Origin of the sequence: Streptomyces acidiscabies (genome assembly GCF_020010905.1) — a bacterium.
Lineage (GTDB): Bacteria > Actinomycetota > Actinomycetes > Streptomycetales > Streptomycetaceae > Streptomyces > Streptomyces acidiscabies.
In genome coordinates this window covers 21,043-45,675 of sequence record NZ_JAGJBY010000003.1, presented here as the reverse complement: position 1 = coordinate 45,675, position 24,633 = coordinate 21,043, and the positions used below count along the sequence as shown (strand labels likewise).

29 protein-coding genes are annotated in these 24,633 nt (G+C 72.3%); 17 read left to right on the top strand and 12 right to left on the bottom strand.

Annotation, left to right across the window (positions count from 1 at the left end; genetic code table 11):
* The first annotated feature begins 58 nt into the window (after positions 1 to 58).
* The 6 genes from J8M50_RS48720 to J8M50_RS48695 all read left to right on the top strand — a co-directional run bounded on the left by J8M50_RS48720 (position 59) and on the right by J8M50_RS48695 (position 6,419).
* Positions 59 to 817 carry a UTRA domain-containing protein gene (locus J8M50_RS48720; protein WP_162138063.1) on the top strand — a complete coding sequence of 253 codons (759 nt, stop codon included), beginning with the start codon at positions 59 to 61 and terminating at the stop codon, positions 815 to 817.
* Positions 814 to 1,371: a P-loop nucleotide/nucleoside kinase family protein gene (locus J8M50_RS48715; RefSeq protein WP_040839147.1), complete on the top strand. Its 558-nt coding sequence runs from the start codon at positions 814 to 816 to the stop codon at positions 1,369 to 1,371. Before J8M50_RS48720 ends, J8M50_RS48715 begins: the two co-directional genes overlap by 4 nt.
* 215 nt (positions 1,372 to 1,586) lie before the next feature.
* Positions 1,587 to 1,778, top strand: coding sequence for a hypothetical protein (locus J8M50_RS48710; protein WP_029184768.1), 192 nt, complete (start codon positions 1,587 to 1,589; stop codon positions 1,776 to 1,778).
* Positions 1,779 to 2,269: 491 nt separating this feature from the next.
* Entirely contained in the window at positions 2,270 to 3,322 is a 1,053-nt protein-coding gene (locus J8M50_RS48705) for a helix-turn-helix domain-containing protein (RefSeq protein WP_010361178.1), read from the top strand.
* A gap of 86 nt (positions 3,323 to 3,408) precedes the next feature.
* Entirely contained in the window at positions 3,409 to 4,791 is a 1,383-nt protein-coding gene (gene dnaB / locus J8M50_RS48700; protein ID WP_010361177.1) for a replicative DNA helicase, read from the top strand.
* A gap of 911 nt (positions 4,792 to 5,702) precedes the next feature.
* Positions 5,703 to 6,419, top strand: coding sequence for a hypothetical protein (locus tag J8M50_RS48695; protein WP_010361176.1), 717 nt, complete (start codon positions 5,703 to 5,705; stop codon positions 6,417 to 6,419).
* 34 nt (positions 6,420 to 6,453) lie between these two features.
* On the opposite strand, the gene J8M50_RS48690 is transcribed toward J8M50_RS48695, so the two are convergent.
* Complete coding sequence (locus tag J8M50_RS48690) at positions 6,454 to 6,915, bottom strand: hypothetical protein (protein ID WP_141655693.1); 462 nt, start codon at positions 6,913 to 6,915, stop codon at positions 6,454 to 6,456.
* Positions 6,916 to 6,994: 79 nt separating this feature from the next.
* Here J8M50_RS48690 and J8M50_RS48685 point away from each other — a divergent pair, with 79 nt between their 5' ends.
* The gene (locus J8M50_RS48685; RefSeq protein ID WP_010361174.1) at positions 6,995 to 7,438 is read left to right on the top strand and encodes a hypothetical protein; all 444 of its coding nucleotides are present in this window, start codon (positions 6,995 to 6,997) and stop codon (positions 7,436 to 7,438) included.
* A gap of 25 nt (positions 7,439 to 7,463) precedes the next feature.
* Here the strand turns inward: J8M50_RS48685 and J8M50_RS48680 are convergent, their stop codons facing one another.
* The 5 genes from J8M50_RS48680 to J8M50_RS48660 all read right to left on the bottom strand — a co-directional run bounded on the left by J8M50_RS48680 (position 7,464) and on the right by J8M50_RS48660 (position 11,039).
* A complete protein-coding gene (locus J8M50_RS48680) occupies positions 7,464 to 7,970 on the bottom strand; it encodes a DUF6420 family protein (RefSeq protein ID WP_010361173.1) in 507 nt (168 codons plus the stop codon).
* The gene (locus J8M50_RS48675) at positions 7,970 to 8,131 is read right to left on the bottom strand and encodes a hypothetical protein (RefSeq protein WP_158002858.1); all 162 of its coding nucleotides are present in this window, start codon (positions 8,129 to 8,131) and stop codon (positions 7,970 to 7,972) included. The genes J8M50_RS48680 and J8M50_RS48675 overlap by 1 nt, the downstream gene beginning before the upstream one ends.
* A gap of 159 nt (positions 8,132 to 8,290) precedes the next feature.
* Positions 8,291 to 9,562: a site-specific integrase gene (locus J8M50_RS48670; RefSeq protein ID WP_010361171.1), complete on the bottom strand. Its 1,272-nt coding sequence runs from the start codon at positions 9,560 to 9,562 to the stop codon at positions 8,291 to 8,293.
* 140 nt (positions 9,563 to 9,702) lie between these two features.
* On the bottom strand, positions 9,703 to 10,056 hold the full coding sequence (locus J8M50_RS48665) for a hypothetical protein (protein ID WP_010361170.1): 354 nt from the start codon (positions 10,054 to 10,056) through the stop codon (positions 9,703 to 9,705).
* On the bottom strand, positions 10,053 to 11,039 hold the full coding sequence (locus J8M50_RS48660; RefSeq protein WP_223786512.1) for a ParA family protein: 987 nt from the start codon (positions 11,037 to 11,039) through the stop codon (positions 10,053 to 10,055). The genes J8M50_RS48665 and J8M50_RS48660 overlap by 4 nt, the downstream gene beginning before the upstream one ends.
* A 282-nt stretch (positions 11,040 to 11,321) precedes the next feature.
* Here J8M50_RS48660 and J8M50_RS48655 point away from each other — a divergent pair, with 282 nt between their 5' ends.
* From J8M50_RS48655 to J8M50_RS48635, 5 genes are all read left to right on the top strand, one after another.
* Complete coding sequence (locus J8M50_RS48655; RefSeq protein ID WP_010361216.1) at positions 11,322 to 11,957, top strand: hypothetical protein; 636 nt, start codon at positions 11,322 to 11,324, stop codon at positions 11,955 to 11,957.
* Positions 11,958 to 12,555: 598 nt separating this feature from the next.
* Positions 12,556 to 13,605, top strand: a complete 1,050-nt coding sequence (locus tag J8M50_RS48650) for a hypothetical protein (RefSeq protein ID WP_040839178.1) — start codon at positions 12,556 to 12,558, stop codon at positions 13,603 to 13,605.
* On the top strand, positions 13,605 to 13,817 hold the full coding sequence (locus J8M50_RS48645; protein WP_010361213.1) for a hypothetical protein: 213 nt from the start codon (positions 13,605 to 13,607) through the stop codon (positions 13,815 to 13,817). The genes J8M50_RS48650 and J8M50_RS48645 overlap by 1 nt, the downstream gene beginning before the upstream one ends.
* Positions 13,818 to 14,016: 199 nt before the next feature.
* On the top strand, positions 14,017 to 14,565 hold the full coding sequence (locus tag J8M50_RS48640) for a hypothetical protein (RefSeq protein WP_010361210.1): 549 nt from the start codon (positions 14,017 to 14,019) through the stop codon (positions 14,563 to 14,565).
* Positions 14,562 to 15,254: a zinc finger domain-containing protein gene (locus J8M50_RS48635; protein ID WP_010361209.1), complete on the top strand. Its 693-nt coding sequence runs from the start codon at positions 14,562 to 14,564 to the stop codon at positions 15,252 to 15,254. Before J8M50_RS48640 ends, J8M50_RS48635 begins: the two co-directional genes overlap by 4 nt.
* A gap of 109 nt (positions 15,255 to 15,363) precedes the next feature.
* Here the strand turns inward: J8M50_RS48635 and J8M50_RS48630 are convergent, their stop codons facing one another.
* A complete protein-coding gene (locus J8M50_RS48630) occupies positions 15,364 to 15,723 on the bottom strand; it encodes a hypothetical protein (protein WP_010361165.1) in 360 nt (119 codons plus the stop codon).
* Between the two features lie 135 nt (positions 15,724 to 15,858).
* Here J8M50_RS48630 and J8M50_RS48625 point away from each other — a divergent pair, with 135 nt between their 5' ends.
* Positions 15,859 to 16,881: a replication-relaxation family protein gene (locus J8M50_RS48625; RefSeq protein ID WP_010361166.1), complete on the top strand. Its 1,023-nt coding sequence runs from the start codon at positions 15,859 to 15,861 to the stop codon at positions 16,879 to 16,881.
* A gap of 404 nt (positions 16,882 to 17,285) precedes the next feature.
* Here the strand turns inward: J8M50_RS48625 and J8M50_RS48620 are convergent, their stop codons facing one another.
* Genes J8M50_RS48620 through J8M50_RS48610 form a run of 3 tightly spaced genes read right to left on the bottom strand, consistent with a single transcriptional unit; the run spans position 17,286 to position 19,644 of the window.
* Complete coding sequence (locus J8M50_RS48620) at positions 17,286 to 18,401, bottom strand: site-specific integrase (RefSeq protein ID WP_223786511.1); 1,116 nt, start codon at positions 18,399 to 18,401, stop codon at positions 17,286 to 17,288.
* Complete coding sequence (locus J8M50_RS48615) at positions 18,398 to 18,733, bottom strand: hypothetical protein (protein WP_010361233.1); 336 nt, start codon at positions 18,731 to 18,733, stop codon at positions 18,398 to 18,400. Before J8M50_RS48615 ends, J8M50_RS48620 begins: the two co-directional genes overlap by 4 nt.
* On the bottom strand, positions 18,730 to 19,644 hold the full coding sequence (locus tag J8M50_RS48610; protein ID WP_141655695.1) for a hypothetical protein: 915 nt from the start codon (positions 19,642 to 19,644) through the stop codon (positions 18,730 to 18,732). Before J8M50_RS48610 ends, J8M50_RS48615 begins: the two co-directional genes overlap by 4 nt.
* Positions 19,645 to 19,877: 233 nt before the next feature.
* On the opposite strand from J8M50_RS48610, the gene J8M50_RS48605 reads away from it, so the two are divergent.
* Positions 19,878 to 21,290, top strand: coding sequence for a hypothetical protein (locus tag J8M50_RS48605; protein ID WP_010361230.1), 1,413 nt, complete (start codon positions 19,878 to 19,880; stop codon positions 21,288 to 21,290).
* 145 nt (positions 21,291 to 21,435) lie between these two features.
* Positions 21,436 to 21,744: a hypothetical protein gene (locus J8M50_RS48600; protein WP_141655694.1), complete on the top strand. Its 309-nt coding sequence runs from the start codon at positions 21,436 to 21,438 to the stop codon at positions 21,742 to 21,744.
* An 82-nt stretch (positions 21,745 to 21,826) separates the two neighbouring features.
* Here J8M50_RS48600 and J8M50_RS48595 read toward each other — a convergent pair whose 3' ends face one another.
* Together J8M50_RS48595 and J8M50_RS48590 are read right to left on the bottom strand one after the other, a co-directional pair.
* Positions 21,827 to 22,369 (bottom strand): flavoprotein, encoded by a 543-nt coding sequence (locus J8M50_RS48595; protein ID WP_010361227.1) that lies wholly within the window; start codon positions 22,367 to 22,369, stop codon positions 21,827 to 21,829.
* A complete protein-coding gene (locus J8M50_RS48590) occupies positions 22,366 to 23,604 on the bottom strand; it encodes a helix-turn-helix domain-containing protein (RefSeq protein WP_010361226.1) in 1,239 nt (412 codons plus the stop codon). Before J8M50_RS48590 ends, J8M50_RS48595 begins: the two co-directional genes overlap by 4 nt.
* Before the next feature lie 77 nt (positions 23,605 to 23,681).
* Between J8M50_RS48590 and J8M50_RS48585 the strand changes: the two genes are divergently transcribed.
* Together J8M50_RS48585 and J8M50_RS48580 are read left to right on the top strand one after the other, a co-directional pair.
* Complete coding sequence (locus tag J8M50_RS48585) at positions 23,682 to 24,149, top strand: hypothetical protein (RefSeq protein ID WP_010361225.1); 468 nt, start codon at positions 23,682 to 23,684, stop codon at positions 24,147 to 24,149.
* The gene (locus J8M50_RS48580; RefSeq protein ID WP_010361224.1) at positions 24,146 to 24,544 is read left to right on the top strand and encodes a hypothetical protein; all 399 of its coding nucleotides are present in this window, start codon (positions 24,146 to 24,148) and stop codon (positions 24,542 to 24,544) included. The genes J8M50_RS48585 and J8M50_RS48580 overlap by 4 nt, the downstream gene beginning before the upstream one ends.
* Positions 24,545 to 24,633: the final 89 nt, after the last annotated feature.

Below are 24,633 nucleotides of genomic sequence, written 5' to 3'. Positions count from 1 at the left end.
CGGCTACTGGGTCGCGGCCACCGACCCGGCGGCCGCCGACGAAGCCATCACCGGCTCCGTGGAACTCGCGAGGGTCCAGCAGGCCGCGCTACTGACCGACGGCGCCAGCCGCCTGGTCGACTCCTTCGGAGCTCTCACCTGGCACGATCTGCTTACGCTCTTGCGCACCGAGGGTCCGGCCGCACTAATCGCCCGCACTCGTGAGGCGGAGCTCGCCGACCCGGTGGGGGAGCGGTGGCCGCGGTTCAAGCGGTCGGACGACGCCACCGCGGCGTACGTCAAGATCGGTCAGCCTGTCCCGCTCTCCTCCGCCGCGCAGCGACTGGAGCGCGGCAGGACCACCGGCTCGTCGTGGGGGGCGGGCGAGCGATCCGACGGCCATGCGGCCGGGCTGGCCGACGCGCCGCCGGAGGTTGCGGCGGCGCTGGGCATCGCGGCCGGCACCAAGGTGGTCCGCCGGACGCGTGTCTACCGCGACCGGCACGGCATCGTCGCCCACTCGACGTCCTGGATCCCTCGGGAGTTCGCGCGGGTGGCTCCAGAACTTCTACGCGGAGAACGCCTGCAGGGCGGAACGTCGCTCGACGTCATCGCCCGCGCCACTGGCCGCCAGGCCGTGGAACGCGACTGCGAGACCGCTGCTCGTGTCGCCACCCCGGAGGACGCGGAGCTCCTGGAGCTGACCGACGAGGGATCGCACGCGATCCTCGTCCTGACCGCTCTGTTCCGCGACCGCGACGGCCAGGCGCTGGAGTACGGCGTGGACCTCGGCGCACCCGGCCGGACTCGTGTCGAGACCTCGGGCGTGGGCCGGTGACTCAGCCCCGCGCACCCCGGTGCGTTCTGATGGCCGGTCTTCCTGGCTCGGGGAAGACCACGCTCGCCCGCGAGCTGGAGCGGCAAGGCTTCGCCCGCATGTGCCCTGATGAGCAGGTCTGGCGGGAGCACGGCCACTACGGACGGGACTTCCCGCGCGGGGAGTACCGGATCAGGGAGCGGCCGATCCTCGACCGAGTCGCCACCGAGCTGAGGACCGCACTGCTCGACGGTCAGGACGTGGTGGTGGATCACGGCTTCTGGACCGTCGAGGAGCGCAACCAGTGGCGGGAGCTGGGCGAACTGGCGGGTGCTGACGTCGTCCTCGTCTACCTGCCCGGCAACCACGACACCTTGTGGAAGCGGATCGACGAACGGAATCGGGCAACCTACGACGACCCGAATGCCATGTACTTCAGCGAGGACGACCTGCGACGCCACGGCAGCCGCTTCGTGGCGCCGGGGCCGGGTGAGTCGCCTCTCGTCTACGACGGCCGCCCGGCGACGGTCCTGACCGCCCTGGCCAACGGCGACACTCCGCAATCGACCCGCTAACCCACGCCGATCGGCCGGAAGGAGGCAAGATGGCCCGCGAAACGCGAACAGGCCCCCGTGGGGGCCTGCCGGTCGCGCTCGCCGGTTGTGGTGGTCGGCGACGTGACCAAGCACCTGACAAGGAGGTGCCTGCGATGCGTTGCAGGCTACGCGTACCCACTGACGGTGGGCCAGCGGGACACGGTGACACGCCGTTGGCGGTCCGTGCTTCCCGTGTGGCGGGACGCCTCCGCAAGTTCTCTCCCGGAGAACGGGATCTCGGAGTACTCGCGTCGGAAACCCGGTACAACACACGGACGTCGTCCGGCACGATCACCGGGTGCGCCGCCTTCTACCAGCTCATCGCCGGTTTCCCCAACCGGCGGAAGGACTCCACCATGTTCGTCATGACCGCTCGCGCCCCGTAACGCCGAGAGCCGCCCCTGCGCCAACAGGAGCGGCTCTCGACCTTCACAACTTGACTCAGTCCCCGGCCCTAGCAAGCCACAGCTCCTGAGTCGTACGTCGGCTGATGCCGGGCTCCCGACCCTGTCGGGCCCGGTCACCATCAGCCAGGGTAACCGCCCACACGGCCTTTATGCAGCACCGCTGATAGGCCCGTCCGGTTACCTGGTGATGATCACCGACGTGCGACTCTCTACCCCGATTGGGAGAGATCGCACCCCATGCACCACCCGCAGCACCGCCCCCTCCGGCCCGCCTCCGCAGAGCCCGCGACAGTAACCCTCGCGGCCGCGTACGAAGGCGCCGTGACTAAGACTTCTGAGCTAAATCGCGCCGTGAGCTGCGAAAACGATGGTGTCCGCTTTGGCACGTACAACGCCAGGGTGACTAGCAACCCGGCGCCCACGAGCGTCCTCCCCGCCCTGTCCGCTCCGGCCGCGCCGGCGGTGACCCGATGACCGCCAACGGCTTCATCCGCCGGGGCCCGATGGCCGCCGACGTCTTCGAGCAGCAGTTCACCCGCATCCACAACGCGGTCTTCCGCGACAGGCGCATGTCCTACAAGGCCAAGGGCATCTTCGGCCTCATCAGCACCCACCGGGACGGCTTCGGCCTGTCCATCGAGTCGCTGACGTCCTTCAGCACAGACGGCGTCAGCGCCGTGCGCACGGGCCTGAACGAGCTGGAGGAGTTCGGCTACCTCCAGCGGGACCAGCAGCGGGTGGACGGCCCGACGAAGGACAACCCGAAGGCCAAGAAGGGCTCCTTCGGCTCCGTCGAGTACTTCATCACGGACATGCCGGACGGGCTGGTCATCAGCATCCCGGCCCCGGAAGGCGGCGAAGGGGAAAAGCCCAGCTCAGACCCGTCATGCGAAAACCGCGTCACGGAGGAAAGCCCCAGCTCAGACCCGTCATGCGATTTTCCGCACGCGGATGAACCGCACGCGGAGGATCACCGACGTAAGAAGATCAATCCCCAGAAGAACATCTCTCTCCCTGGCTCACCGTCGTCACCGGAACCCCAGGAGTCGACCCCGGTCGAGACGACGACGAGAGAGACGGCTGCGCCGGAAGACGACCCTGCTCCGGCTGCCGCCGAGGTGCCCGCGCCCCGCGACGGCCAGGCCGCCGACGAGCAGCGTGCGGAGCTGCTGGAGATGCTGCTGGGCCTGCCCGGCCGGGACCGGATGAACCGCGACGAGGTGGCGGAGATGCTGCTGCCGCTCGCCGTCGATGCCGTGGTCGTGGGCTGGACGGCGCCGAAGCTGCGCAACCACCTGGCTCGCAGCTGCGACCCGGAACGCGTCTTCAACCCGACGGCGATCTACCGGATGCACCTGAAGAAGCTCCCGGCGGCCCCGGCCGGTGCGGGTGCTCACCCGGCGGCGGCCGCGCCGGAGTGCTCGAAGTGCAACGGGTCCGGCCTCGCCGAGGACCCGGAGACCTTCCTGCCGATCGGCCAGTGCGAGTGCCGCAAGGCCCCCGCACTCGCGGCCGCGTCCTGACTGCCCGACCTTCCCCGAACAACAGCAGCGGCCGGAAACCTTGCCCGGCCCGGCCGCTGCCCGAATCTCGTGAACGGAGATCCACCATGAGCGTAGCCATCCCCGCCCCCGCCGCTTCCGGCGAGGACATCGACCCGCGCGACTTCGAGCGCATCCCCCCGCAGGACCTGGACGCGGAGCAGTCCGTCCTTGGCGGGATGCTGCTGTCGAAGGACGCCATCGGCGACGTCACCGAGATCCTGCAGAGCTCGGACTTCTACCGGCCGGCGCACGCAACGGTCTACCGGGCGATCCTCGACGTCGTCGCCAAGGGCGAGCCTGCCGACCCGATCACGGTCGCGGCGCACCTGACCACGACTGGCGAGCTGACGAAGATCGGCGGTGCGACGTATCTGCACACGCTGGTCCAGCAGGTACCGACCGCCGCGAACGCCGAGTACTACGCCGAGATCGTCTACGCGGCCGCCGTCGCCCGGAACCTGGTCGAGGCGGGCACGGCCATCGCGGCGAGCGGGTACGCCCGCGACGGTGAGACCGACGAGTTGGTCGAGCGTGCGCAGGAGCGGCTGTACGGCGTGGTCCGCCACCGCGGCGACGAGTCGCTGATGGACGCCTCGGAGGGCATGGACGACACCTTCGACGACATCGAGGCGGCCGGGAAGCGCAAGAAGGGCGAGCTCACTGGCGTGCCGACCGGCTTCACCGACCTCGACAGCCTGACCCTGGGCCTGCAGTCCGGCCAGCTCATCCTGATCGCCGGGCGCCCGGCGATGGGCAAGTCCACGCTCGGCCTGGACATCGCCCGGGCCGCGAGCCTGAAGCACCAGCTCACCAGCGCGTTCTTCTCCCTGGAGATGAGCCGCAAGGAGCTCCACATGCGGCTGCTGTCCGCCGAGGGCTCCGTCGCGCTGCACCACATCCGCGCCGGCCAGCTCGACGAGGCGGCCTGGAGCCGGATGGCCAAGGCCAAGGCCCGCGTCGACGCCGGGAGCCTGCTCCTGGACGACTCCCCGGAGCTGACCGCCATGTCGATCCGCACCAAGGCCCGCCGGCTCAAGCAGCGCGGCAAGCTCGACCTGGTCGTCATCGACTACCTGCAGCTGCTCCAGTACGGCGGCGGCCGCCGCCCCGAGTCCCGCCAGCAGGAGGTCTCCGACATCTCCCGCCAGCTCAAGCTGATGGCCAAGGAGCTGGAGGTCCCGGTCATCGCGCTCTCGCAGCTCAACCGCGGGCCCGAGCAGCGCACCGACAAGAAGCCGCAGGTCTCCGACCTGCGCGAGTCCGGCTCGCTGGAGCAGGACGCCGACGTGGTGATCCTGCTGCACCGCGAGGACCAGTACGAGAAGGAGTCGCCCCGCGCGGGCGAGGCGGACCTGATCGTGGGCAAGCACCGCAACGGGCCGACCGCGATCATCACGACCGCCTTCCAGGGCCACTACAGCCGGTTCGTGGACATGGCGCAGACCTGAAAATCGGACACATGTACGAATCGGCGGGCGGCCTGCGGCTGACCGGCTGACCCCGCGACAGTGACCGGTCCGGGTGGCAGGCTGCCGCTCGTCTAGTCACACAGACCGCCCCCGGCGCACTCCCGCGCCGGGGGCGTCGTGCGTCTCCGTTCCGCCGGCGGACGTGTTCCGAGACGGAACGCGCCGCCCGTTCCGAGTCGGAACACCGGCCCCGTTCCGAGACGGAACGCTCCTGTTAACAGGCCGTTGCGCCACCTCCAGGAGGTGATGGGTGCGGCACCGGCCGCACCCATCACTCCAGCTCAGAGCACTTCTCCGCCCCATCCGAGCGCGAACGATCTTGACCCCCTCACGCTGGAAGCGGAGCAGTGACCCAAGGTCGGGACGGCGGATGGCCGGAAACAGGCAGGTCATGCGCCGGACAACACCCGCGAGTAATGAGCGCAAGGGCCTGTTAATAGCCCAGAGGGAGGGAGGCGCGGCCCGTCACCCATTCGGGTGACGGGCCGCGCCGTGGGGCTGACGCTGGGGGGAACGTGCAGGTCAGAACTAGAAAGGAGCCCTTCGGGCACGACCTTTCAAAGCCCCATCGGCTCCGCCGATGACTACAGACGCGCTTCGCGCGGCGACTTACAAGAGCGGGGCGGAGCGTCCCTGAGTGGCCCTGTGCGGCTCTCGTGGCCCGATCGGCACTCCCCGGCGATGACACGGAGATAGAGGCTCTGAACCCCCTTCACGCCTCTTCTCGGGCCTGTTCTGCATGATCCCCGAGCCGGGCGCGCCGGTATCCGGCCAGGTCGCAGCGCTGTTTGGGCTAGATCATCCGCAAATGCGATGTTCACTGAGTGAACGCTCCCGCGCTCCGGTACGCGATTCGCGGACATGGCGGCGCCGGTGGCAGGCTGCCCGCCATGGCGAAGATGGACCCGGAGGCCCGGGAGCAGCTCCTGGAGGGCGCCGAGACGCTGCTGCTGACGAAGTACAGCGGCGGTCGCGACTGGATCGAGCCGGTGCGGGTGATGCACGCCGTACGCGCGGCCGCCGACCGCTACGGCCTCGACGACGCCGAGCAGGCGGAGGTGCCGGCCGACGACGTCCTCGCCGCGCTCACCCAGCTCGACGAGGCCCGCGCCGCGCTGGACACCCTGGAGCGCGACCTCACCCGGGCCGCCCGGCGGCGCGGGGCCTCCTGGCAGCAGGTCGCCGACTCCCTCGGCCTGGCCACCCGCTCCAGCGCCGAGAGCCGGTTCGTACGGCTGGAGCGCGACGCCGCCACCTACCGCGGCGACCGCTACCCCGAGCGCCAGCGCGCCGAGCGGGCCCGCGACCGGGCCGGAGAAGCCTGGTGCCGGGCCAACGCGCCCCGGCTGCGCGCCGCCGTGTGGTCCCTGGCCTGCCTGGACGACTCCTGGCCGCAGCTCGCCCGCACCGCCCCCGCCGAGAAGCTGGACACCTGGCACCGCGAGCTCGACGGCCCCGGCCTCGCCGCCCGGCTGCGCGCGCTGCGCCTGATCCTCGACTCCTACGGCGCCGAGCTGCCCGCCGGCACCGAGGCGGCCGCCGCCCGCGACGAGGTCCTGGGGCTCCTGGAGGAACTGCACGCCGCCCGCCACGGCCTCACCGATTAGACCCATTGGGTCCAATGGGTCCGACCCAGCCTGATCAGGGATTCTCCTGGCCTTCCGGGATCTCCTCGCGGTGAGCGAGACCCCAGTGGCCCCAGCGCTTGCGGGCCGCGTCCGGCGTGATCCCGAAGGGTTCGGCGACCTGCGCCCACGTCGTGCCCGCGGCCCGGTCCTCGATGACGCACACGCGCACCAAGTCCTGCGTGCGCCGCTCCAGGACAGCGGCCGCCAGGGAGAACACGCCGGGCCACGCGTCGCCCTGCAGGACGGCCTGCAGCAGCACCTCGCGGATCGCCTGCACCTGCTCGTCGACGCGGTGGCCGGCGCGGGCCAGCGCCAGCCGCTCGGGCATCGCAGCCTTCGCCCGTCGCCGGTCGCGGTACGCCCGGTCCCGGCACAGGCGCGGCCGCGCGCAGTACCGTCGACTCGCAGGGCCCTCGCCGAGCGGCTGTCCGCACCACAGGCAGCGCGGGCCCGCCTCCGGGCCGCTGTCGTCCATAACCGGACCGTACGGCCGCCCTCGTACGACAGCCAGGCGCGCGGGCGCACTGTCCGTCTCCGTCGCTCGTTGACCGGGCATGAGCGACTTCGAACAGTGGATGAACGCCGTCGCGGCGACGCCCGGCCCCGGCGAGGACCGCCTCGACCGAATGCGCGAGGGCGAGGGGATCGACGGCCTCGACGAGAACGAACAGGCCGCGTGGCTGCTGCGCGTGATGGTCGACTACACCCGCGAGCCGCAGGGCTGGCACGCTCGCGTCCTGGTCGGACTCACCGGCCCGGAGTGCGCGGGGCCGGCCACCGGCATCGCCCGCTTCAACGACACGGTCGTCGCGGTCATGGACCAGGCGCAGGCCCTCGCCGACGCCACCCGCAGGCCGGTGAAGGTGATCCACGGCGTGGACGGCAAGCCGGACCGCTTCCTGCCCGCCCTCGCCAAGCACGCCCCCAACCTGCGCGGCGTCGACAGCCCTGTGTGGGTCGCCTACCCCAAGCCGCTCGCGGTCCCGGCGATGCCCTAGGTAAGACCCGTTGGATCCAATGGGCCTAACCGGCTTCTGCCTGGCCTTCCCTGCTCAGCCCCTCGGCCGGGCGCACGGGCCCGAACCGGGCTTCGGCCTCCTGCAGGAGCCGGTCGGCAAGGCTGGGGTCACCCAGCTCGACCGCTAGCGCAGCGCGTACGAACGCGGTGAGCGGGATGCTGCCGGTGCGCACCTCGAACGAGCGCAGCACCCCGTCGCCGAACGCGGCGTGGTGGCGGCACTTCGCCTGGACGCAGTAGCCCTCCGCGGCCAGGGCGAGCCGTCGGAACGCGGCGTTCTTCTCCTCGGTGCACTGCGCGGGGCAGCCGAGGTGATCCAGCGTGATCCGCAGGTGGGCACTCTTCTCGGCCTTCCGGATGGTCAGCCGTCCGCCGCCCGGCGTGACGTAGCGTCCGGCCTCGACCGGGGCGTACGGATGGATCAGCGGCAGCTTCACCTCCGTCGCGTGCAGGACGGGCAGCCCGTCGTACGCGGTGTACGGCCCGGCGAGGCCGCGGTGCTCGGTCGTCATCAGGTACTCGTCTCCATCGCGGGGTCGACGACGAGCTCGTGCTCCTGGTCCTCGTCGTGGTGGTCGTCGGCGGGCCAGACGCCGAACGGGCCGGGCAGGCCGGGGCCGATGGCGCCGAGCTGTACGGCGCCGCCCTTGAGCCGGTGGTGGGCACGGATCACGGACGCGGTTCTCCTGCGGTCGGCGGGTGGTACCGGCCCATGGTGGACTTCGCCACGGACAGGTGCGGCACGTTCCGGCCGCGCGGCGGCCCGGACATGCGAAGGCCCCGCTTGCCGAAGCGGAGCGGGGCCGGGTTGGACCTGTTGGACCCAACGGGTCTACAGCGGGGCGAGGCGGGCGGCACGGTCCAGGGCCCGCAGCAGTTCGGGCTCCCATCCGGCGCGCGGGGTGTCGTAGGCGAGCAGGCCGGAGTCGGCCAGGACGTCGAGCTGCACCTGGTGCTCGATGCCGAGCCGCCACGCCTCGCGCAGAACGTGCCGGGCCTCATCGCGGGCGGCGCGGCCGGTCGTCGCGGTGGCCTTGGCGTCGGGCAGGGCTGCGAGCTGGCGGCCGGCCTTCTCCAGCCGGTCCATGAGTTCGGCGGCCTTCTCGGCGTCCGGGCGGGGCGGCACGAGGTGGAGCTCGGGGGCGGCGACGCCGCGGCGCAGCTGCTCCATCCGCTCCGGGAGCGGGCTCCAGCCCTCGGTGCCGCCGAGTTCGGCGTTCACCTTGGCGACCGCCGCGGTGTAGGCGCGCTGGGCGCCGCGCGGCTGCAGGGTGGTGCCGGCGGGCCGGTGCTGCGGGCCGCTCTCCTCCTCGACCTCGCCGGAGTGGTTGCCGCGCACGGACACCCATACGGCGTCGGCGCTGCCGGTGACGTCGACCATCAGCAGGCGGCGCACGAGGAACCAGCGGATGAGGGCGGCCCGGGTCGCGCGGCGCAGCGGGTAGACCTCGACGGAGACCGGGTCGTCGGGGCGGGCGTTCTGCGGCCGGCGCACGATGCGGACCTCCTCCAGCGCGGGGGAGAGGTCCTCCAGACGAAGCGCGCACAGCTCACCGACCCGGGAGCCGGTGTCCAGGGTGACCGAGGACATCGCCAGCATCCGCACCCAGCGGGGGAACCCCCGGGTCAGCAGACCGCCCTCGGCGGTCCAGTGGGTGCGCCGCCCGATGTAGTCGGCCACGGTCTGCAGGCTGGTGCGCATCCGCTCGCGGCGGTGGACGTCGACCGGCTCCTTGCGGGGCTGCTCCTCCTGCGGGCGCAGGTGGACGACCTCCAGGCCGAGTTCGCGCTGCAGCAGCGCCATCACCCCGGAGCGGACGTTCGCCGTGGCCTCGGAGGTAGGCCGCTTGGCGCCCCGGTCGCGCAGCTCGCCGACGAGCGCGAGGCGTTCGTACGCCTTGAGCGCGTCCCGCTCGAAGACGTCCGCCAGGTCCGCGTCGACGTCGAGCGGGTGGTCGGGGTGCTTGAGGGCGCGGACCAGCTCCCGGGCGTGGGCGCGGATCTGCCGCTCGCGGGCCTCGGACGGGGCGGCCTGGCAGGCGGACTCGACCGCCTCCTGGAGCTCGGGCACTTCGTCCAGGACGTCGACGGACTTGTTCTTCACGGATCGCACGGTAGCCACGTCCGGACAGCCGCACGGACCGAACGAGGAATTAGACCCATTAGGACCAACAGACCCAACCGTCCCTGACGTGCAAAGCGAAGGGCCCCGCCGGTCGCCCGGCGAGGCCCTGGGATCGCGAGTCAGCCGACCGGCGGGCCAGTCTTGAGCTTGGCGTTCGGCCGGGACGGGAACCGGCGGCCGCCGTTGTGCTGCTCCTCCGCCTCCTCGACGGCCAGTGCGATGGCGGCCTCGACGAACGCGGACAGGGAGACCGGCGGGATCTCCACGTCCGGGTTGCGCTGCAGGGCGACGACCGTGTCGCGCAGCCGCTCCAGCAGATCGTTGGTCACGTACGCGGGCACCTTCGACTTCCCGCCGGGCACCTGCTGGCCGCCGATCAGCTTGCCGAGGATGCTGCTGCCGCCGGTCGTCCGGCCGCCGGCCCCGCCTCCGCTCGAATCGGCGTCCTTGTCACCGAAGGGCTTCGGGCTCATGCTGCTGCTCCCTTCACGGGCAGGAGGAGACGGGCGAGCTGGTCGTAGTCGCCGGTCGTCGTGGCCCGGGGGTGCAGGGCGCGCACCGGCAGACCGAAGTCGGCGGCTGCGGCGACCTGAACGTTGCGGCGGGCCGGGGCGATGATCGCCTCAGGGAAGTCGCGGCGCAGCGCGGCCCCGACGAGACCGGCGTAGTTGCTCTTGTCCCACGACGTCATCACCGCGGCCGCCACCACCAGCTCCGGGTTCTCGTCGTCCTGGACCCGGCGGATCGTCTTGTGCAGGTCCACGAGCGCCTTGCGGTCCAGCGCGCCGACCTTGAGCGGCACGATGACCTGGTCGGCGGCGATCAGGCCGTTGATCGACAGCTTCCCCAGGGCGGGCGGCGCGTCGATGATCGTGATGTCCACCGGCGCCTTGGACTTGCGGATCGCGGTGCGCAGGCTGCCGTCCCGCGCGGCCCGCGGGTCGTACTCGGCGGTGGCCAGCTCGTCACCGCTGGGAACGATGTAGAGGCCCTGGACGGACGTCTCGTACGTCGCCTCGTCCAGCGGCTGCCGGTCAAAGAGGACGTCGGTCAGGGTGTGGCGGTCCTTCGCGGCGATGCCCTCGAAGTTGGGCAGCAGCCACTCGCCGGACAGGGAGGCTTCCTGCGGGTCGGCGTCGATGACGCGGACCGTGTAGCCCATGGCCACCCACGCGGCGGCCAGCTCGACGGCGGTCGTCGTCTTGCCCGCGCCGCCCTTCTGGTTCACGCACACGTACGTGCGGTGCCCGCCGGTGAAGGTCGCGGGGACGGTCAGCTCCGGCGGCACGAACAGTTGGGCGCGCAGGTCACGGCTGTAGTCGAGCTTGGCGAGAGCGGCCTCGACGACTTCCTTCTCGCAGCCCAGCACGTCGATCAGGTCGTCGATGCGCCACTCCCTGACCACGTCCAGGCGGTCGGCACTCTCGGGCAGCGGGCCCAGGACGGTCATGGACATGTGGCGCTCCTCATCGGCCGGCTCCCGGCGCTCCCGTACGGTTCACGCCCCGACCGTATCGCCTGTGGCCGCCGCGACCGGCCCCCCGCCCCGATCGTCCTTCCAACGAGGAAACCGCAGGACAGACGACGTTCGACCCGTTGGGCCTAATGGATCTAGACCTGTTGGGGCCAACAGGTCGAACCCCCGCTGGTGAGACCACGCGCCCGCGCGCGTGGGTCTGTCGCACAACGCGCGATAAGGCCGCGACGGTAGCGGCCGGGGCCCGTACGGTCCGCCCGCATGAGAACGCACCAGCGCCGCCCGGGCCGCCCCTCCCTGCTGTCCCCGGACCGCGTCGACGCCATCGTCAAAGCCTCCGCCGTCGGGGCCGCCACCTCCCTCGCCGCCGAAGCCGCCGGGGTTTCCCGCGCCACCCTCGCCCGGTGGATCGCCCGCGGCCGCGACGCCGCCGAGGCCCACGAGGACGGGATACCCGTCGACCCGCGCGACGAGCCGTACCTGGACCTTCACCGGCGGGTGGAACGTGCCCGGGCACAGATGGCCACACAGGCGCTCGCCCGGGTCCTGCAGGCCGGTGCCGGGAGCCTGGTCCTGGAGGAACGCGTGCGCACCTACACCGACCCCGTCACCGGTCTGGACGTCGAGGAGCGCCAGGTGCGCTACCTCCGGCCCGACTGGCGGGCGTCGGCCTGGTGGCTGGCCCGGGTCTTCCCGGAGCACTACGGACCCCACGCCAAGAGCTGGGACGAACAGCTCGCCGAGTTCGACGCCGAGGAAACCCGCCGCGAACGTGACCACGCCGAGTCCGACAAACTCGCCGGCCTCTCCGAGCGCCTGCAAGCCGTCCTCGCCCAGACCGCCGCCGACAACCCGCCCGCCGAACTCCCTGCCCCCGCCCCGTACTCCTCGACCTGAAACTCCCGATCCCCCGTCACACCAGCCTCACCCGCCCCGAATCTGTCCAAATCTGTTATCTGCTGCCTTCTCCCCGTACTTTCACGCTGTCCCGCACACCCGCTCCGACCTCCTGACCAACTGAAATGTGCCCACCCACTCTCTGAGGGACGAGGGGAGTGGGTGGGCACATCTCTGGGGGGCAGGACGCGCAGGTCGGAGCGGGTGTGCGGGACAGCGCCTGTCACACCCTGGTGTACAGGTGGCTTTACACCCTGGGCGGGCGCCGGGAGTTGTCCGCCGGCGAACTCCGGGGTTTCCCGGCCGTCCTCTTTCGGGCGGATCTCGCGCGTTCCGCGCCCCGCTGTCGGTGGCGTTCGGTACCGTGCTGTGCACGGCCCTCGCACGGGCCCAAGCCAAGCCTCAGCCCATGACTGGGAGCCATCTGAGGCGGAGGTGCCAGGACCTCGAGTAATCGGGATCCCAGCGCATCAGTGCGGAGCACCAACCGAGTTCGCCTTCACGAACCACCACTTCCGTATGCCCGCAGCCGAGTCCTTCTCGGAGCGCGCATCGGGTCATGGGTAACCGCTGCACGCTCCACGAGACGGAGACCGCTGTGGTCAAGAATCACGGGAAGAAGTCGCGCGCCAAGAAGAAGGCGCAGCGCACCGGGGCCTCGCACGCATCGGCGGCCGCCGGAACTCTCCACACGCACACGCCGCTGCCGGACATGGCCGCCCTCGGGGAACTCCCGTACGCCGCCGGCCGGGAACTCGACACCGAACTCGCCGCGCGCCTGGTGGCCGCGTGCCGCACGGCCTGCAAGCCCTGCCAGAGGTCGCTGGCGGAGAAACTCCGCACCGAACACCGGCCGACGCTGGCCGCGCTCGCGGGGGCCGTCTACGGGGAGCTCGCGGGCATCGGGCCCGGCGCGTTCGCCTCGGACTCCTCCCGGTCGTGGGCGCCGCTGGCCCGGGCGGCGAACGCCGGGGACGACGGGGGCGCGGCCCTGGCCGCCGTCGAGGCGATGGACGACGCGGCCGCCTCCGACCTCCTGGAGGACGCGCTCGACCACTGGGCGATGGGCACCCCGCTGCCCGCCGACCTCGTCGACAAGCTGACGGCGGCGCCGCCGAGGCAGCGTCCGGCCGACCCGATGGACGCCTTCCGCGAGGCCGGGATCAAGGTGGTCACGCTCGACGACCTCGACCTGGGCGACGACGTCGACACCTACGCTCTCGCCCCGGCCTACGGCGTGATGCTCATGCAGACGTCCACCCCCGAAGGCCAGGCCATGCCGATGCTCCTGATGTACCCGGAGGAGGAGGCCGCCGGGATCGAGGACCTGGAGGCCCGCACCGACTGGGAGCACTGGGGGCTGCACGGGATGCCGGACATGGACCCGCGCTGGCGGGTACGCGCCCGGATCTCCGACCGCTCCCTGCAGGGCCTGGTCCACGTCGACGCGGACGGCAAGGACGACATCGAGCTGTGGCGGGCCGCCGAGTCCGTGAGCGTGCCCGCCGAATGGTGGGACCTCCTCGACCGCGTCCAGCACATGCTGGTCATCGGCCCGGTCGCCGAACCCGAGGCACCCGGGGCGATGGAGGCCGCGGGCGACGCGGGCGAGCTCCTGGCCGTCGTCGCGCGCGTGGCGTTCGTCTGATGGCCGCCCGGACACCCCGCCGTGAGCGGGCCCCGCGCACGTACCTGCCCGGGATCGCGGACGTACGGATCTGCGGCGACGAGGCGACCGTCACGGCCGTCCTCGACGTCCTGGAGCGCGAGTTCCGCACCACGACCGCCCGGGAGTACGACGGCGGCCAGCGTGCCTACCTCCAGCTCGACACCGGATGCACCGACCCCGACACGGACTGATCCCGCCTCATTTCCGGTCGGAAATTTAGAACTTGCCCAGGTCACAGGCCACGGCCCCGGTGCCGTCCGGCGCGCACGCACCCGCACCACGGGAGCGCTGTCCGCGCCGGACGGTGCCGGGGGAGCGGGGGCCTGGGGGGCGGCGAAGCCCCCCAGCGGCCACCGGCCCCGGCCCCGGGCACATCGAGGAGACCCGCACATGCACCAGAAACCCGATCCCCCCGGCTCCCCGGCCGGCCGCGCCGACGGCGTGGTCTGGCTCCGGCCCGAGTACCAGGGCCGCCAGGGTGAGTTGGTCACCCTGGCCGCCGGCGCCCGGCTCGTCGGCGTCAGCGCGGCCGCCGTCTCCAACTGGCAGAACCGGTACCCGGAGGACTTCCCGGGGCTCGCGCTGCTGACCGGCCCGCCGCACAAGCGGACCAAGTGGGCCGTCGCCGTCGAGCTGGTCGCCTTCGCCCGCGACCAGCGCACCCGGGAGCACGACCGGACCGGGCCCCGGAACCCGCAGCGCCCGGGCGCCGAGATCGCGGCGGAGCAGACGGCGCACTACGAGGAGGTGCTGCGCACGCTCACCGAGCGGGAGCAGCGCCAGAAACAGGCTCTGGCCCGCACCCGGACCGCCCGGCGCACGGCCGAAGAGAAACTCGCCCGGGCCCGTGCCCGGCTCACCGCCGAGGTCGACGCCGTCGTCCGCCTCGGCATCCCCGCAGCCCGTACGACCACCACCGAGAAGGAGATCCGACCGTGAAGAACACCCACGAGACCGCCACCGAGACGAACACCTCCGCCGTGAGGGCGGGCCGGAACATCACGCTGGACGAACTGGCCACGGAGCTGTCGGCCATCGAGCTCAGGCTCCGCCAGCTCGCCCGGGCCGCCGAGGTGCCGGCCTCCCCGGTGGAGCTCGCGGACGTCATCGACTCGCTGCGCTCCACCGCCTCGACCGTGCGGGAGACCGGTGACCGGATGGGCCTGCTGGCCCGCGTCGTCGACGGCGACGTGCCGCTGTCGACCCGGTTCCGCGACTCCGACGACCCGTGGGGTGTGGCCGCGCGCGGGACCGACCGGCCGGGGTACGGCGGTCCGGCGATCGTGCCGACCGTCTGGCAGCTGCTCAAGCTCGCGCAGGACGCCAAGCGTCCCGGCGGCGGCGAGACCACGACGTTCCCGGAGGCGATGGACGGCATCGGCATCGGCTGGGAGTCCAAGGCCGCGTCCGTCCGGCGGCGCCGGGAGCGGGACGCCGCGGTGGCCGTCGAGGTCCTGACGCTGACGTGCGAGAAGTGCGAGGCCGCCGAGGGCGAGCAGTGCAAGACGAAGACGGGCTGGGCCGCCGACAAGGCGCACGTCGGCCGTCAGCGGCAGGCCGAGGCGAACGTGGATGAGCGGCTCGGTGGGCTCGGGGACAACCCGGTCGCCGTGCCCGACGCCCGGTAGGCCCGCCGACAGACCCGCTGACAGACCCGTTCCCGAAACCGCAGACGGGCCCCTGTAAGACCTGTTAGCCCCAACAGGTCTAATAGGGGCCCGTCGTCGTGTGCGGCGCTCAGGGGGCCGTACGGATGCCCTGGAAGCCGGGGCCGAGGCCGCGCCGCCGTGGCGGTCTGCGCGCGGCGGGCATGAACGCCGCGGCGGCGGGCGGCTGCGGCTCCTGGTCCTCGACGGCGATGCCCAGAAGCCGGCGGGCGTCGTTGGTGGCGGCCGCCACCGCGGCGAGGACCTGCGTAAGCTCCGGGTCGGCGCTGCCCAGGGCCTCGGTGAGGGTGTCGATCGCGTCGAGGGCGTCCTCGGCGGCCGTCGTGCTCCAGGCGCCCGGGCCGGTGAGATCCGCGAGGTGGCAGGCGCTCTCCGCTGCTCGCTCGGCGTGCTGCTCGACCCCGGGCGCGGCCCGCTCCCACGACTCCATCGACCGTCCCGTTGATGCGCCCGTTGCAAGTTCCTCGACGGCGGGTGTCACACCGATCGACTTCCCGACACCTATAGCAGGTGTAAGGGGAACTCCGATCCGGGAGTCCCTGTGATCGCACCGAGGAGCACCGCCGTGTACGACAACACCGACGACGACCGCGAGGACACTGCACGCGAGGGGGCCTGTCAGCCGCACGCTGGCGGTGCCGCGTCCGGTGCCGGGACCGGTCCCGCGCCCGTCTCCGGCGATGCCGACGAAACCGCAGGTCAGGAGCCGGTCAAGGGGGCCGTTCCGGAGCAGGACACCTCTATCCCTGCCCTTGTGGAGACTCCTGCAGCTCCGAGGAAGCTCACTTCCACCGCCCAGACCCGGGGCCTCCTGATGCTGATGCTCTCCCGTGTCCGGATCGCCACCGCGGCGCAGCTCGCCACCGTCCTCACCCGTGAGGGAACCGGCGTCGGCTACATGCGCCGGGGCCTGCGGGACCTGCGGGCGCTGGGCTTCGTCGACTACGGGCGGCACGGCCGGGAGATGGTGTGGCACCTGACGACGCTGGGCCAGCGGGCCGTGGCCGAAGGCGGCGACGTCGTCATGCGCCCGCACGCCGCGACGGGCGAGCGGGCGATAGCCGCCGGCCTCGCCCCGCACGGCCTGGCCGTCACCGACGTCATCTCCCTGTGGGGCGGCCCGATCCTGGACTGGGAGGTCGAGGTGGACCACACGATCGACAAGGTCCGCCGGGTCGTCTCCGACGCCGTGCTGTACCGGCCCTCCCGGGGAGCGGAGGTCGAGTTCCTGGAGATGGACCGCTTCACCATGTCGATCTCCCGGCTCGCCCTGAAGCTGCGGGCGTACGAGGCGTACAGCCGGGCCACGTACTTCGAGGGCGAGCGCGGCACGATCGGCTCGACGAAGCGGCTGTGGCGCCAGCGCTACCCGGACAGCCGGGTCTTCCCCGTCGTGCGCCTGGTCCTCGCCGGCACCGAGGACGTCGAGGCGCTGGACCGGCGGGCCACGGCGCTGGAGCGGAGGATCCGTGGCATCGGGCTGCGGGTCGACGTCGCCGCGCTGCCCCGCCTGCTGCAGACGCCCTCCCCCGAGTGGACCTGGCGGCCGATCGGCCTGAGCGACGAGCAGGCACGGAACGTGGCGTGACCGGCGCGCGGCCCGGCTCGTTGAGCCCGGTGTCCACGTAGAAGTGCACACTGCGGGGCCCGGGGACTGTCATGGCGACGCCCCGGGCCCTGGTCGCGCCTCTGGTCGCGCTTCTCGTCGCACCTCTGGTCGCGCTCCTGGTCGCGGCTCTCGTCGCGCCTCTGGTCGCACCGGCCCTCTCCGCCGCGGGCCTTGGACAGCGCTGTGACCAGCATGTTCGGCGCGATTGTCTGTGGCACTGCGCGCCGACTACTTACCTGCAGCGCCCTCTGTCCGGCGGATCGGCTCTCCGGCACGACCGTTTCACCACGCATCAGCCCCGGTCGGTCCTGTTGGGACTGAGCCCCGGTCGGTCCTGTTGGGACTAACAGGTCCGACCGGGGCTGAGCCGTGCTGTCGGGTGGTCAGGTGAGGCCGGAGGAGGCGTTGTCGTCCCAGCCGTCGTCGCGCTGCATGTAGCCGAGCATCGAGCGGGAGTGGCGGGCCCAGCCGCCCTGGTCGGCGATGGCGATGCCGTCCTTGCCCTTCTTGCGCCCGACGGAGGCCAGGCCGATGCGCAGGGAGTGCCCGGTCCACGCGATCGGCACCCCGGCTCGCATCGAGATCCGCTTGATGGCGCGGGTGACGGAGTCCGGGACCATGCCGCCGGTGACGTGGCCCCACTGGTCGATGCCGACGAACGCCGGCGTCGACGGGTCGGCCCACCGCGGGCCGTGCTCGGCGACCAGGCGGGTGCGGTAGGCGGTGTACGCGCGCACCGGGCAGATCTCGATCTCGTCGGAGTACGGGATCTTGGCGTTGCGCACCGAGTGCTTGGTCTTGCCGGTGAGCACGGCGACGACCAGGCCGCGCGGGTGCAGGGTGACGTCGCCGCTCAGCAGCCCGGCCGGGTCCTGGGAGCGGGAGGCGTAGTGGAAGCCGGTCAGGGTCAGCGCCTTGTCGCGGGCGCCGGCCAGGGTGTCGGGGCAGGCGCGGGCGATGGCCCGCAGCCCGTCGACGTCGCCGCCGACCGCCTGCCCGCGGCCGCGCCGTTCCCCGGCCTGCAGCAGCTTGACCGCCAGGCCCTCCAGGGCGGTACGGGCCTCGGACTGGTCGTCGCCGGAGACCGTCACGCCGCGCTCGCGCAGCCCGACCACGGCGGCCGCCAAGTGCGTGGAGGCCGAACTGGGGGCGTAGCCCTTGCCGTTCTGCTGGCCCTCGCGCAGCATCCACGTCACGAACGCCACCAGGGCGCCCCGGGAGCCCTCCAGCTCCGGCAGCCGGGCGAAGGCGACGAAGCGCTGCCACACCCGCCACGACTTGTCGTAGGTGTCGGTGGTGTTCTCCGGGGTGATCTCCTTCGCCACCGCGTCGGCCAGGTCCTCCGCCTCGGCCAGGCGGCGGGCGGCGTCGATGCCGTGGCGCTCGGCCCACCGCTCGATGAGCGCCTGGCGCTCGGCGGCCGCCGGATCCAGCAACGCCGGGGCGCCCGCCGGTTCGGCGACGTCGCCGGCGGCCGCCGTCTCGACCGTGACGGTCACTTCGCCACTCCCTCCGTCTGGTAGCCGTGGGCAGTCAGCCACCGGCCGACCACCTCCATCTGCTGCTTGGCCTGCTCCCACGCCTCCCGGGGGCCGCGCCCGAACATCACGTCCTGCCCGGCCTTGATGGCGTTCTGCTGGGCCCAGCCGTAGACGAACTGCGGGGTGTTGCCCTCCAGCCGTCCGTGCTCCTCCCACGCGGTGCGCTCGGCGGCCGCCGCCTCGATCAGGGCGGGGTGCCCGTCCTCGGCGGCGTTCGCGGCGACGTCGTGCAGGTAGTAGGCGATGAACGCCCGGGCGGTCGCGTCGTCGTCCTCGCTCACCACCGTCACCGGCCCTCCTCCACCGGGGCGGGCACGGTCTCGTCGTCGCCCAGGTCGAGGAGCGCGGAGACCGGCACCCGCCGGTCGGCCCGGTAGTACAGGTCGGGGTTCTCGTCGGCCCAGTAGCGCAGTTCGGCCCGCACCTGGTCCGTGGTGCGGCCCTGGGCCTCGGCGATCTCCGACCAGGTGGTGCCGAGCATGAGCCCCTGGTGGATGTGCTGGGCCCGGCCCGCCAGGATCGTGCGGCGGATCGACTCGCCCGCCGCGAGCACGGAGAGCGCGTCGGCGGCGGTGCCGCGCCAGAGGTTCTCGTTCTCGGGAGTGCGCGGCACCCCGCTGTGGGCGAGCACGCTGCCGTACACGACGACCTTGTCGGCCCGCCAGGACAGCGGGGCCTCGTCGGCCTCCTCGGGGCGGCGGATCGCCCGGCTGAGGAACTCCTCACGCAGCGCGTCGCCTTCCCGCCCGGCGCGCTCCTTCCACTCGGCGTAGCCCTCGGAGCCCCGCACGTACGCCCCCGGGTCGAACGAGGCATCGGCCCCGGTCTTCTCCTTCTGCGCGGCGGGGGAGCTGACGAGCCGCCAGCGGTCGTGGTCGTACCCGTCGGCGTCGTGCCAGCCCGCCCACAGCAGGATGACGAGCTGGTTCCAGGCGCTCAGCCGCTCGGTCAGCCAGTTGTCGGGCACCGGCTCGTGGGGGTAGTCGGTCTCCCACTGGAAGTTCGGCCCGAGGGTGTCCGTGCGCAGGGCTGCCGCCTCGTCGATCGCCCGCGCGGCGGCCTCCTGTCCGCCGGCCACCAGCTCGCGCAGCCGGTCGTGCAGGAACGCGCAGGCGGCGGCGTAGTCCTGCGGGGTGAGCTGGTCGACGGTGAACGCCCGGTCCTCGGGGATGGGCGGGACGGTGGAGCGGTCGAGCATCACGGTGGTTTCCCCTCCTGTCGGACGCGCTGCCGGACGGGGTGTCATGTCCCGTTCTGTCGCGTCGGATAAGGGGAGGTTATCCGACGCGATCACCCCTGTCCGCGAATCACGGACGCCTCTCGGGCAGGTTGGCCGGAATTCGCTGCACAAACCAGGTTGGCAGTCGTGTAGAAGTGGGGATGTAGAGCGTTGCATGACGTGTGCAACGCTTCGACCGGAAAGAGGAATCCACTTTGAGCACCCCCCGACCGCTCGCCAACGGGCTTCACACCGACCACCCGGTGCCGGGCCTCCCGTTCGTCGACGACTCCCACATCCCGCTCGACGAGGGGCCGGAGGCCATCGAGGCCGTCGGCCGCCACGAGGGCGGCGGCATGTGGGGCCGCTTCGACCCCAACGACCGAGGCGGCGACGACGACTGGCACGCCTTCACCACCGACCCCATCAATCACGGGCTGGGCTGGTCGGTGCGTTCCCACCCCGTCCACGGCCGCACCGTGCTGCTGATGAGCGACGGCGACACCGCCCTGCAGCACAGCATGTGGTCCGGCGACCAGCTGCTGTTCCGCGCGGGCGGCTACTGGTTCGACGGCACCACCTGGTACCGGCCCGGCCAGGTCTGGGACCCGATCGAACAGGACCACGAGCGCCGCAAGGCCCGCGCCGCCGTCACCGTGAGCGCCGCCGACATGCTCGACGGCCGCGCCGACCCCGCCAAGGCGTACGTCGGCAAGGTCACCACCTTCGACACCGAGGCACCGGCCCCGGACAACTGGCTCGACCACCTTGCGCTGTGGGCCACACGCCACCAGGAGCGCGACGGCGCCCGGCCGCTGGAGCAGTGCGTCGTCGACGTCTCCAGCCCCGAGCTGAGCGGCGCGCAGCTGCTCGGCGTGCCGGAGATGGCGGAGCTCGGCGGCATCACCGCCTCCACGCTGCGCTCCTACATCTCGCGCGGCAACAGCGAGGTCCCCCAGCCGCAGGCCAGCGTGAACGGCCGCGACCAGTGGGCCCGCGCGGTGGCCGACGACTGGGTGGAGGCCCGCCAGCGCTCCTACGAGGGCGTCAAGGCGACGATGTCCGCCGGCGACCCCGACAACCTCTCGCCCGGCGCGGCCTCCGTGCGCGACCGGTTCGCCGCCAACTTCCACAGCACCCTGTGGGGACGGCCGGACGTGCGCAAGCGGTGGATTCTGCGCCAGCGCAACGAGAAGTCCGTGCGGGAGGTGTCCGACGCGCTCGCCTGGGACGTCGCGGTCAGCATGGACCGGATCCTGCCCACCGACATCCTGGGCCCGACCGTCAGGAAGGCGATCCTCAACGACTTCGCCGAGTCGGTCGACCTGAACGAGCGCGGCGCGAAGCGCCGGAAGGAGCCGCTGCAGGAGGCCAGGGAGAAGAAGTGGTGGCACCTCAACCTCACGGTGCCGGTGGCGAAGATGCTCGACTGGTACATCCGCCATCACCCCGAGTCGGCCCACTGGCAGATCGGCGAGATCATGCGCGATGCCCGCAACCGGTGGGACGTGCCGCCGCAGGCCACGCTCCGGGCACTGAGGCAGGCCCTCGCCCTCGACGGTGAGCTGACCGAGCAGCAGCGCGACATCTACTTCGCGCTCCTGTCCCCGCGCGAGGACATCGACTGACCGATCCCACTGCACAGCAGGGGCCGGAGCCAATGGCAGTGGCTCCGGCCCCTGCGCGCGACTGTAGCCGCAGCAACAGCCCAGGCTCGCCCTCGTCCGGGCGACGTTCCGCAGAGGCCGCCCGGTGCAGCCCTACCGTCACCCCATGCCTTCCCCCACGGCCGTAGCCGCTCTCCCGCCCATCCGAATGACGCAGGTCGCCGCCACCGAGGCGGTCCGCGCGGGCGTCGCCGACGGCACCTCTGTACGGCGCTTGGCCCAGATCACGGGCTGGTCGGTCGGCTGGGTCTCCGAGCTCGCCAAGGAGTTCCGCGACAAGGCCAACCTGCCTGCACAGCCGTCCCGCGATGAGCTCGACGCTCTGCAGGAATGCATCGACGCGTTGGACAGCCTGGAGGACACGACCCGTCAGCGGGTCCTCGTGTATCTCAGCGACCGCTTCGGCATCCACTGAGACCTGGCCTAAGCGCCCGGACCACTGTCGGTCCCGCCGATGGGTTGGCCCCGTTGGGTCTAACGGGGCCAACCGGGTCTGGTCAGGCCGGGAGGGCGTCCAGGGCGGCCTGCCACGGGTAGGCGTCGAGGTTGCCCTGCTTGGGCTTGTGCGGGGTGAAGCCGCCTTCGCCGAGCAGCACGGTGACACCGGCCTCGCGCAGGAAGTCGACGTGGTTGCGGACTGCGGGGTGGGCGGCCTGGGCGTCGTTGAAGTGGGGCAGCGCGACGATCGGCACGAGCGCGATGCCCTCGGTGATCAGACCGAGCGCGAGGGTGTCGGAGACGGCGGTCGCCCACTTCGCGAGGGTGTTGTTGGTGAGCGGTGCGACGAGGATCGCGTCCGGCGCGGGCAGCACATCGGGCTGCGAGGGGAGCTTGTACTGCCAGCGGACGGGGTGCCCGGTCAGCTCCTCCAGGGCCTCGATCTCGCCCTCGGCGTCCTCGGTGAGCCACCGGTGGGCGGCGGGCGTGAGAATCAGGCAGACGTCCCAACCGGCCTGCTGGGCAGCACGGATCGGGACATCGAGGCGACGGGCCGGAGGGGCCGCGCAGGCGATCAGGTACAGGGTGCGGGTCTGGGTCACCCGGGCAGTCCACAGCGATCAGCAAGACCGCGCAAGCGCCCCTCGGCACTGCCGACCCCGAGGAGGCGCAGGTCCTCGACGAGGCGCTTCGTGCGCGGCCGGCACACCACTTCCTCGGGGGCGAGTTCCTCCGCCTCCAGGAGCGTGTCGACCGCGTCCTCGCGCATCCCGGCCTGCTTCTCGCCGATGGCGCGGTCGGTGAGCAGATGGGCGCGGCGCTCGCGCGGCAGACCGGCGAGGGAGACGGCGGGGATGTCCGCCGCGACCGCCACGGCGTCGGCGCCCTCGCTCAACTGGACGTGGGCGGCGACGCGGTAGAGCGCGCAGTTCGTCGGGCCGAAGCTGGTCCACAGCTCGTTCGCGTCGCCGCCGAGGCGGGCGGCGTGCTCGTCGGCCTGGTCGAGGAAGACGGGCACCGCGCGGGCGAGCGCGTCCGGGCTCCGGTCGTCCGCCTCGGCGGCCGCGGCCTGTGCCATCGCCGCCTTGAGGAACAACATCCCGAGCACGGAGAGCCCTTCGGGCCCGCGCTGCACCAGGTCGCCCTGGAGCCGGTTGGCCGCCGCGGTGACGAACGCGACGGCGGCCGCCGCCTGGCCATGGGCGGTCATCGCGTCCGCCAGGTGCCGGGCCGCGCTCGCCATGATGACGGGGTCCTCGGAGCGTTCGGCGGCCGCGACCGCACGCTGGCCGGCGGTGACGGCGAGTTCGCTGGAGCCCCACTTGATGGCGGCGGCCTCGGTCAGCTCCAGCGCCAGGGAGAGCTGCCGGTACGCCTCCAGCCGGTCGTCGCCCTCGTGCCGGGCGGCGGCCCGGGTGGCGTCGACGAGCAACTGGGGGATCAGCGTGCCGAGCTTGGCGAAGTGGCCGCTCTGGAAGCCGGTGCGGGCGTACCAGAGGCTTCGCTGCAGGGCGGTGACGGACACCGGCTCGACGGAGGAGTCGTCGCACCGGCCGGTGAGGACGTCGTGGCGCTGCAGGGCCGCGCGTACCGCGTCGATCTCCGATTCGGCGGGGCACAGCACCACCGGGTCGTACAGCAGCCGGTCCAAAGTGATGCCCAGGCGCAGCGCGATCTCGGTGGCCACCGAGAGGTTCGGGTCGGCCTGGCGGCGGCCGCCCTCCAGTTCCTCAACCCACCGCCGGGAGCGGCGCATCAGCGCGGCGAACTCGGGCTGGGACAGGCGGCGGCGTCCTCGCCAGTGGGCGACGCGGCGGCCGAACTGGATGCGGTCCATGGGTACTCCGCAACGGAGTTGAGAACCCACACACATCGTGTGGGCTACCTCGTGTATACCGCCCGTACGGTCCGGATATGGCCCAGTCCGCCAAGACCTCCACCCCAACGTGGCACCGGCTCGCACAGCCCTCCGACCGGCTCCGTGCGCAGTGGGTGCGCGGCGACGACCGCACCCACTGGGTGGCGTGCGGCCGGACCTGGGACGCGGTGGCCATCTCCCCGATACCGCTCGGCCTGGACGCGCTGGTCGCGATGCGGGTGGGCCCGCGCCGCGGCTACCCCGTGCTCGCCGACCACCTGCGCGACCAGCTGTACGTCCTGGTGCCGCCGGGCACGGGACACACGGCGGCCGCCGGCCTTCCCGGCGTACGCGCCCTCGGCGACGGCTTCCAGCTCCTGATGCCCACCGGCCAGCACGGCAGCCCGGCAGCGCACTGGGTCAGCCCGCCGCGCGCGGTCCCGCCGCCGCTGATCCGCCCCGACCGGCTCACCCACCATCTGCGAGCCCTGGCCCGCGACCCCCAGAAGGCGGCCACCTCATGACGCATGACGTTCTGTACGACCCGGAGGGCCGCCTGGCGGCGGAGCTCCCGCCGGACCGCGAGACGCACGAGCAGGTGGTGCGCACGGCGCTGGCGTGGTCCTCGCCGCTGGACGTACCGGCCGCCGACGTCGTACAGGTCGGCCACCTGCTCGCCGGGGCGGCACGGGTGGTCGCCGATTCCGTGCGCGTCCACGCGGACCGGCTCCCCGAGGACGACGGGCGGCGGCTGTTCGCCGAGCTGATCCTGCAGGAGGCCGACGGGCGTCTGTCGCAGCCGTGCACGAGCCTGCACCGGGTGCAGAACCGGGCCCGGCTGATCCGCGCGCTGTACGAGCGCCTCGACCGCCTGCAGGCCGCTGTGCCCGTCGACGAGGCGGCGGCCGCGTCCCCCTGAGCCGTCTCCCGGCGCCTTCCCCCGTGGGCCCGGGCGACGAATGAGGCCTCCGGCGGCTGCTCCTGCACCGAGCGCCGCCGGGGGCTTCT

Excerpts from the sequence above, each read along its gene's own strand:
- J8M50_RS48705 (WP_010361178.1), top strand. The coding sequence starts at position 2,270 with ATGACCGCCAACGGCTTCATCCGCCGGGGCCCGATGGCCGCCGACGTC.
- dnaB (WP_010361177.1), top strand. The coding sequence starts at position 3,409 with ATGAGCGTAGCCATCCCCGCCCCCGCCGCTTCCGGCGAGGACATCGAC.
- J8M50_RS48695 (WP_010361176.1), top strand. The coding sequence starts at position 5,703 with ATGGCGAAGATGGACCCGGAGGCCCGGGAGCAGCTCCTGGAGGGCGCC.
- J8M50_RS48690 (WP_141655693.1), bottom strand. The coding sequence starts at position 6,915 with ATGGACGACAGCGGCCCGGAGGCGGGCCCGCGCTGCCTGTGGTGCGGA.
- J8M50_RS48685 (WP_010361174.1), top strand. The coding sequence starts at position 6,995 with ATGAGCGACTTCGAACAGTGGATGAACGCCGTCGCGGCGACGCCCGGC.
- J8M50_RS48680 (WP_010361173.1), bottom strand. The coding sequence starts at position 7,970 with ATGACGACCGAGCACCGCGGCCTCGCCGGGCCGTACACCGCGTACGAC.
- J8M50_RS48665 (WP_010361170.1), bottom strand. The coding sequence starts at position 10,056 with ATGAGCCCGAAGCCCTTCGGTGACAAGGACGCCGATTCGAGCGGAGGC.
- J8M50_RS48660 (WP_223786512.1), bottom strand. The coding sequence starts at position 11,039 with ATGTCCATGACCGTCCTGGGCCCGCTGCCCGAGAGTGCCGACCGCCTG.
- J8M50_RS48655 (WP_010361216.1), top strand. The coding sequence starts at position 11,322 with ATGAGAACGCACCAGCGCCGCCCGGGCCGCCCCTCCCTGCTGTCCCCG.
- J8M50_RS48645 (WP_010361213.1), top strand. The coding sequence starts at position 13,605 with ATGGCCGCCCGGACACCCCGCCGTGAGCGGGCCCCGCGCACGTACCTG.
- J8M50_RS48640 (WP_010361210.1), top strand. The coding sequence starts at position 14,017 with ATGCACCAGAAACCCGATCCCCCCGGCTCCCCGGCCGGCCGCGCCGAC.
- J8M50_RS48630 (WP_010361165.1), bottom strand. The coding sequence starts at position 15,723 with ATGGAGTCGTGGGAGCGGGCCGCGCCCGGGGTCGAGCAGCACGCCGAG.
- J8M50_RS48600 (WP_141655694.1), top strand. The coding sequence starts at position 21,436 with ATGCCTTCCCCCACGGCCGTAGCCGCTCTCCCGCCCATCCGAATGACG.
- J8M50_RS48590 (WP_010361226.1), bottom strand. The coding sequence starts at position 23,604 with ATGGACCGCATCCAGTTCGGCCGCCGCGTCGCCCACTGGCGAGGACGC.
- J8M50_RS48585 (WP_010361225.1), top strand. The coding sequence starts at position 23,682 with ATGGCCCAGTCCGCCAAGACCTCCACCCCAACGTGGCACCGGCTCGCA.
- J8M50_RS48580 (WP_010361224.1), top strand. The coding sequence starts at position 24,146 with ATGACGCATGACGTTCTGTACGACCCGGAGGGCCGCCTGGCGGCGGAG.